A 3,360-nucleotide genomic window follows, 5' to 3' on the forward strand; every position below is an offset into this window, starting at 1 on the left:
GGGCACCGACCGCCCCGAGCGCTTCATCCCGATGCTCAACGCGGCCCGCTCGCCCACGTTCTACGAGTTCGACTCGGGCGACCTGCTGGCGCTGTGTCTGGACCCCGGCGGCGGCGTGCAGGCGGCGCAGGACGGTACGGTCGGCGCCCGGTGCCAGGCACAGGTCGCCGACCAGGTCGGTGAGGCGGTGCTGCGGGTAGCGGTGTGCGGGCAGGGCGGTCTGGACCGCGGCGATCGTCGGCGCCGGCGCAGCCGCGAGCGTGGTCTCGAATGCGGTCTCGGTCTCGGTCTCGAGCGCGGTCTCGGTCTCGAGCGCGGTCTCGGTCTCGAGCGCGGTCCCGAGCGTGGTCCCGGACGCGGTCCCGGATGCAGCCGCGACCGAGGCCTCGAACGCGATCCCGGGCGCGGCTTCGGGGGCCGCCTCGGGCGCGGTGCCGGCGGCGTGGCCCGCGCGGGCCTCCGGATCGGTCGGCAGCGCACGTGGTGGCGGCGTGGCGTGGTCTATGGCGACTGTTCCCACGCTGTGTTCCCGACATGTGCGGCACATCGGCGGGTCCTTCCCGTCGGGTCGAAACGCGAAAAGGGTGGCGGTTGAGTACCTTTGCGGCCATGCGCGAATACCCCTCCCCGGCCGTCCGACGCACGCCGCGTCGGGCGCGGGGCCTTCCGCGTCGGGTTTCGGCCGCGGTCGAGGCGGCGCTCGAGTACGGCGTCGGCGGCGTGCCGCGGTCTCCCGCGCCCGGCGCGCCCACCGCGCGACCGGCCTCGGGCGTACGGCGCCTCGCCGCGAACTGCCGTGCGCTGGCCCGCGCGTGCCACCCGCTGCCGTCCGCGGCCGTGACCGCGATGGTGACGGCGGTCGCCGCGGGTGCGGGTCGGGGCACCGCCGGGTCCGCGGGCGTCGGAGCCGCGGTGCTGGCCGGACAACTTTCCGTCGGATGGTGCAACGACGCCGTCGACGCTCGGCGGGACGCGGTGGCGGGGCGGTTCGACAAACCGGCGGCCACGGGCGAGTTGTCGCCGCGGGCGCTGGGCCTGGCGGCAGGTGCGGCGCTGGCGGCGTGCGTACCGCTGTCGCTGCTGGGCGGCCGGGAGGCGGCGGCCGCGCATCTGACGGGTGTGGTGTTCGGCGGCTGGGCGTACGACTTGGGCCTGAAGGGCACGGTGTTGTCGCCGCTCCCCTATGCCGTGGGGTTCGGCGTGCTGCCCGCCTTCGTCACCCTCGGGTTGCCCGGGGCGCCGTGGCCGGCGTGGTGGGCGGTGTCCGGGGCGGCGCTCCTGGGGGTCGGTGCGCATCTGGTGAACGTGCTGCCGGACCTGGACGCCGATCGGGCGACGGGCGTACGCGGTCTCCCGCACCGCCTGGGTGCGGCCCGGGTGCGGCGCATCGCACCCGCCGTGCTGCTGACGGCCGTTGCCACCATGGCCCTCGGCCCGGCCGGCGCGGCGCGGCCGACCGACTGGGCGGTCCTGGCCGCGGCGGCGGCGACCGCGGGGCTGGGCGTCGGTGTCCCGGACGCCGACTCGACCGTGCCCTTCCGCGCGGCGGTTGCCGTCGCGGGTCTGACCGTGCTGCTCCTGGTGATGCGCGCCGACACGCTGACCTGAGTGGCGGGGCGGCCGCGGCGGTACGCTCCCCGCCGACGCGGCCCGGCCCGACGGCATGACCTGTGATCACCGTGGGCAGGGCTTGGGAGACGTTGTCCGCACGTGACTCGGGGAGTTCCCATGCCGGAGGACCAGACACCGCAGGGCAGATCGCTGGAGGGCAAGACGGCCGTGGTGACCGGCGGTTCGCGCGGGATCGGCCGCGGGATCGTGGAACGCCTGTGCCGGGACGGCGCGCACGTGCTGTTCAACTACGCGACCAGCCACGCCGCCGCCGAGGACGTCGTCCGTTGCGTGGCCGAACACGGCGGCAAGGTGCGGGCGGTGCAGGTCGACCTGACCGAGCCGGACGCCGCGGACCGCCTGGTGCGCGAGGCCGAGGCCGAGTTCGGCGGCCTCGACATCCTGGTCAACAACGCCGCGACCGCGTTCGTCCCGACGCCGCTGGCGGACCTCGACCCGGACCTGTTCGACAAGGTCCTGGCAACCGATATGCGGACGGTGTTCCTGCTGCTCCAGTACGCCGCCCGGCAGATGCGCGACGGGGGCCGCATCATCACGATCTCGACTCTCAACACCGTGCGGTCGGCCCCCGGCATCGCGCCGTATGCGGCGAGCAAGGGCGCGATCGAGCAGCTGACGTACGTCGCCGCGCGCGAGCTCGGGATACGCGGCATCACCGCCAACGTGGTCTCCCCCGGCGCGACCGACACGGACCTGCTGCGCGGCACCAACCCGCCCGAGGCGCTGGAGATGGCCGCGCAGATGTCGCCGCTGGCACGGCTCGGCGAGCCGTCCGACGTCGCCGACGTGGTCGCGTTCCTCGCGGGGCACGACGCGCGGTGGCTCACCGGCCAGAACATCCGGGCGACCGGCGGCATCGGCTGACGCGCGGCGCCGTCGTCGTCGGCGCTCAGGCGCTCAGGCGCTCAGGCCACGGTCATCAGGACGTGCCGCTCAGGTCCCGGTGCGGCGGGTCTGGTGCTCAGGTTCCGGTGCTCAGGTTCTGGAGACCGGTTCTGGAGACGCGGACCGGGTGCTCAGACCTGGTGCTCAGACCTGGTGCTCATGACCTGCGGCGACGGCGGTGCCGGTAGCGGCTGGCGCCGACCGCGACGGTCGCCACCAGCACGACGGCGAACACCGCGGCGAAGTACACGGGTGCCCCGCCGAACGTCACGGCGGCCAGCGCGGCGCAAACCGGCACGAGGAGCAGCAGTCCGTGGTCGCGTACGGCCTCGCGGAAGCGGGTGCGCCGGGACCGGGCCCGCGGCGGCGCGTCGCCGTGCGGCGAGGCGCCCGGCGGCCGTGTCCGGCGCAGCCTCGTTCGGCGCGGGGGCCTTTCCCGGGGGTGCCCGGCGGGCGGCGGCGCGCGGTCCGGCACGGTCTGGTCGGGCAGCGTCCCGACGGGCGGAGGTTCGGCTGCCGTGCGCTCGTCGACCGGGTGCTCGCCGGCCGGAGGCACGGCACGCATCAGGTCGCTCATGCGGAGCACGAATTCCTCGTCGTCGAGGAGGTCGCGTTCGATGTCGCGCAGGATCAGGCGCTCGCGTCTGCTGAGTGCGGGCCCGGACATGATGGACACCTCCGTACCGCGCCGGGGTCTCTACTCGTCGCCTGCCCGGAGGCGGGCGCGAGAAACGCGGCAGACCCCTGCGGACACCCGCGCGGACGGCGGGTCCACGAGCTGAGAAGCGTTGTCCGCCGTCCGCGCGGGGGCGGTGGGGGGGTTTGTGAGATAGGTAGTGCACA

General features: G+C 75.0%; 3 protein-coding genes and 1 pseudogene. 3 read left to right on the forward strand and 1 reads right to left on the reverse strand.

Annotation, left to right across the window (positions count from 1 at the left end; genetic code table 11):
* From AB0C36_RS42785 to AB0C36_RS42795, 3 genes and pseudogenes are all read left to right on the forward strand, one after another.
* Nucleotides 1-94 (forward strand): annotated as a pseudogene (locus tag AB0C36_RS42785) (M67 family metallopeptidase); the annotation flags it as partial.
* 515 nt (nt 95-609) lie between these two features.
* On the forward strand, nt 610-1,608 hold the full coding sequence (locus AB0C36_RS42790; RefSeq protein ID WP_358365135.1) for a UbiA family prenyltransferase: 999 nt from the start codon (nt 610-612) through the stop codon (nt 1,606-1,608).
* Between the two features lie 120 nt (nt 1,609-1,728).
* Nucleotides 1,729-2,496 (forward strand): SDR family oxidoreductase, encoded by a 768-nt coding sequence (locus AB0C36_RS42795; protein ID WP_358365137.1) that lies wholly within the window; start codon nt 1,729-1,731, stop codon nt 2,494-2,496.
* Nucleotides 2,497-2,674: 178 nt separating this feature from the next.
* On the opposite strand, the gene AB0C36_RS42800 is transcribed toward AB0C36_RS42795, so the two are convergent.
* Entirely contained in the window at nt 2,675-3,184 is a 510-nt protein-coding gene (locus AB0C36_RS42800; RefSeq protein ID WP_358365140.1) for a hypothetical protein, read from the reverse strand.
* Between the last annotated feature and the right edge of the window lie 176 nt (nt 3,185-3,360).

Origin of the sequence: Streptodolium elevatio, assembly GCF_040649515.1 — a bacterium.
Classification (GTDB): Bacteria; Actinomycetota; Actinomycetes; order Streptomycetales; family Streptomycetaceae; genus Yinghuangia; species Yinghuangia elevatio.